The following is a 3739-nucleotide window of genomic DNA, read 5'->3' as shown; positions in this document are numbered from 1 at the left end:
TTTTCAGACAGGCATTTTTTATTCTATTAAATTTAACGTACAGTAATAATTTCCAACATATTGGTCGAACCCGATTTGTGCATCGAAGAGCCACAAGTCAGAATGTATTGATCACCGCTACTTAACACACCGCGTTTGAGTAAAGCATGTTCTACTTCGGCTATTGCGGTATTGTGTTCAATGCTGGTGTTGACTTTAAGCGGGCGCACTCCTCGATACATGGCCATGCGGCGTTGGGCGTGTATGCTGGGTGTAAGGGCATAAATCGGCAGTTGAATGCCGTGACGGCTTACTTGGAAAGCCGTGTGGCCACTTTCGGTTAAGGCCACGATGGCTTTGGCATCCACTTGGCGGGCAACGTGCACGGCACCGCTGGCAATCGCTTCGTCAACACGGTTTGCACGTTCTACCGCTTTTTCGTCAACGCCGATTAAGGAATCCTGCTCGCGCTCGGCTGCTGCGCAGATAATCGCCATTTGTTGCACGGTTTCAAAGGGGTAGGCGCCGATGGCGGTTTCGGCAGAACACATCACCGCATCGGTGCCATCTAACACAGCATTGGCCACATCGCTCACTTCCGCGCGGGTCGGCACGGGGTTGGTAATCATACTTTCCATCATTTGGGTGGCGGTTATGCTAAAGCGCCGCATTTCACGGGCGCGCTTGATCATGCGTTTTTGCAGTGCCGGCACTGCTGCATTGCCCACTTCTACCGCCAAATCACCGCGTGCAACCATGATGCCGTCGGAAGCTTCGATAATCTTATCCAAATGTTTGATGGCCTCGACGCGCTCGATTTTCGCCACCAAACCCGGGCGAACGGCATTGGTGCCGGCCATTTCTCTTTCCACCAGTGCTCGGGCGGTATGCATGTCTTCGCCGGATTTCACAAAACTGACTGCAATATAGTCGCAACCGATGGCCACAGCGGTTTTCAGGTCGCGTAAATCTTTTTCGGTTAGCGCGCCGGCAGAAAGGCCGCCGCCCTGTTTGTTGATGCCTTTATTACTTTTGAGCGTGTGGCTGTTTCGTACAGTGGTGAGGATTTCGCTGTCGTTTACGCTGTCCACAATCAGCGTGAGCAGGCCGTCGTCCAATAAAAGCACATCGTCTGCTTGCACATCGTCAGGCAGATTGCGGTAATCCAGTCCGACACGCTCGCGGTTGCCTTCGCCTTCCAATGCTGCATCCAGCAGCAACTTTTCACCTGCTTCCAAATGAATCGAGCCGCCGGCTAATTTGCCGATGCGGATTTTCGGACCCTGTAAATCGGCCATAATCGCCACTTCGTGCCCTGCACGCTTGGCTGCTTCACGCACGATTTTGGCATTTTCCCGATGGAATTCGGGCGTGCCGTGGCTGAAGTTAAAGCGCACCACATTCACGCCGCCGATGCGGATCATGTCTTCCAGCAAATCCACATGATTGCTGCCCGGCCCCAAAGTGGCCACGATTTTGGTGTTGTGGCGGATACGGGTTAAATCATGTTTTTGGGTGTTCATCACAGGCTCCTTTTTCAAATGGATTCAAAGGGTTTTGAAATATGGTTATTGTAGTGCGCTGATGCTGCTTTATGTATTAAAGTTACAAATATTATGATTTGGCTCATATTATAGAGGTTATAGAGGAATTTCTAATATATAACCATCCGCATCATCCAAACTGCTTGAGTTCTCTTTACTATTGATTTTAAATTATCTATTCTTATTTTTTGGGGAAGGGCAAACTTTAAATTACCGGCAAACAAGATAAATAAAAGCCTGTCTGAAATTTTATTTCAGACAGGCATCTCAATACACTCAATCCTTTTTATAATTCGCAGAAACACGCATATAGTGTTCTGCCGAATAAACTAAACCGGCCAGCTCTTCTTCTGTCAGCTTTCTAACCTGTTTCACAGGCGAGCCTACATAAAGATAGCCCCTTTCCAAGCGCTTTCTCGGCGGTACCAGGCTGCCTGCGCCAATCATCACATCGTCTTCGATTACCACATCATCCAAAACAATCGTACCCATGCCCACCAAAACGCGGTTGCCGATGGTGCAGCCATGTAGCATCACTTTATGCCCAATGGTCACATCTTCGCCGATAATCAAGGGGGAACCTTCCGGATTTTTAGCGTTTTTATGTGTAACATGCAGCATGCTCAAATCCTGTATATTACTGCGCTTACCGATGCGGATTTTGTTGACGTCGCCCCGGATAACCGCACACGGCCACACCGACACATCTTCTGCCAAAACCACGTCGCCGATTATCACGCAGGCAGGGTCGATATAGCAGCTCGGGTCAATTAAGGGTTTCGTATCGAGGTAATTTCGAATATTATGCTTATCCATTATGAATGCCTGTCTGAAAAATTGTTTATAATACAGTCAATCAACGCATTTTTAATACAAGGCAGCAAGCCGGAGACTGTACGGGTAGTACGGCACTGATTTTGTTGTTGCTTTGGCAGTTTACAAAATCGTTCTCTTAGAGCTAAGGTGCAGTAATGCCGTAGTAAAAGTTAAGTTGATTGACTAACACCACATACTATCAAAGCTTGTCACACATGAATACCATAGAATGGCTCTGCCGCCTGATTGCCTACGACACAACCAGCCATAATTCCAACTTGGCACTGATTGACAGCGTAGCCAATCATTTCCTGTCTCACGGCCTAAACCCGTGGGTAACCAAAAATGAAGATTACAGCAAAGCCAATCTTTTCGTAACCATTCCGGCGGCCGACGGCAGCGAACAGGGCGGCCTGATACTTTCAGGCCACACCGATGTTGTACCAGCCGAACACGAAACCTGGCTTTCCCATCCGTTCCGCGCCGAAATCAGAGAAGACAAACTCTACGGGCGCGGCGCCGTCGATATGAAAGGCTTTATCGCCGCCGTGCTCGCCGCCGTGCCGGCTATGAAAAGCGCACGCCTGAAATACCCGCTGCATATTGCCCTTTCTTATGACGAAGAAGTAGGCTGCCTGGGTGCGCGCGGTATGATTGAAGAAATACAGGCGCGCGGCCTCAAGCCTGAATATTGCATTGTCGGCGAACCCACCGGCATGAAAGCCGTGTTGGCGCATAAAGGCATCCACGTTTTCCGCTGCCGTCTGCACGGCAAACCCGCGCATTCCTCATTGCCCGACCTCGGTGTGAACACCATAGAATACGCCGCACACCTGATCTGCTTTATCCAAAAACTTGCCGAGCGTTTCAAACAGCCGTCTTATCACGACCCAAATTTCAATGTTCCCCATTCCACTTTGAGCGTGAACACCATCCGCGGAGGCCATGCCAACAATATCGTGCCCTCGTTTAGCGAATTTCACTTTGATTACCGTAACCTGCCGCAAATGAGCGTGCTCGATGTGATCAAACCCATATCCGACCATATCCGGCACGAGCTGGAGCCGCTGATGCAGAAAACCGACTCGCGCGCCCTAATTGAAATCGACGAAATAGTCAGCGTACCTGCCATGTCCGCTTCCGGCAGCCCGAAAATTACCGGTCTGCTCAATGTGTTGGAAACCACAGCCGCCAAAGAAAGCGTGTCCTACACCACCGAAGGCGGCCTCTTTCAGCAAGCCGGCATCCATACCATCATCTGCGGCCCCGGCAACATAGAGCAAGCGCACAGGCCAAACGAATTTATCGAATTGGCGCAACTTGCGCAGTGTGATGCGTTTTTGGAAAGGTTGATTAAAGCGTTTTCGAAGTGAAGTAATGAGAGTGTATTAACAACTGCC

General features: G+C 49.7%; 3 protein-coding genes. 1 reads left to right on the top strand and 2 read right to left on the bottom strand.

Going from position 1 to position 3739, the window contains the following annotated elements; all coding sequences use genetic code 11:
• Nucleotides 1-32 precede the first annotated feature (32 nt).
• Together pyk and HMPREF9370_RS00570 are read right to left on the bottom strand one after the other, a co-directional pair.
• On the bottom strand, nt 33-1502 hold the full coding sequence (gene pyk, locus HMPREF9370_RS00575) for a pyruvate kinase (RefSeq protein WP_009115280.1): 1470 nt from the start codon (nt 1500-1502) through the stop codon (nt 33-35).
• Between the two features lie 297 nt (nt 1503-1799).
• Nucleotides 1800-2339 (bottom strand): gamma carbonic anhydrase family protein, encoded by a 540-nt coding sequence (locus HMPREF9370_RS00570; protein WP_009115279.1) that lies wholly within the window; start codon nt 2337-2339, stop codon nt 1800-1802.
• 215 nt (nt 2340-2554) lie between these two features.
• On the opposite strand from HMPREF9370_RS00570, the gene argE reads away from it, so the two are divergent.
• Nucleotides 2555-3712: an acetylornithine deacetylase gene (argE, locus tag HMPREF9370_RS00565; protein WP_009115278.1), complete on the top strand. Its 1158-nt coding sequence runs from the start codon at nt 2555-2557 to the stop codon at nt 3710-3712.
• The last annotated feature ends 27 nt before the right edge of the window (nt 3713-3739 follow it).

It is taken from the genome of Neisseria wadsworthii 9715, assembly GCF_000227765.1.
Lineage (GTDB): Bacteria > Pseudomonadota > Gammaproteobacteria > Burkholderiales > Neisseriaceae > Neisseria > Neisseria wadsworthii.
Note: the sequence above shows the minus strand (reverse complement) of the source record. Positions and strands in the feature narration are given on the sequence as shown.

Bases quoted from the DNA above. Each gene is read 5' to 3' on its own strand.
- pyk (WP_009115280.1), bottom strand. From the start codon at position 1,502: ATGAACACCCAAAAACATGATTTAACCCGTATCCGCCACAACACCAAA.
- HMPREF9370_RS00570 (WP_009115279.1), bottom strand. From the start codon at position 2,339: ATGGATAAGCATAATATTCGAAATTACCTCGATACGAAACCCTTAATT.
- argE (WP_009115278.1), top strand. From the start codon at position 2,555: ATGAATACCATAGAATGGCTCTGCCGCCTGATTGCCTACGACACAACC.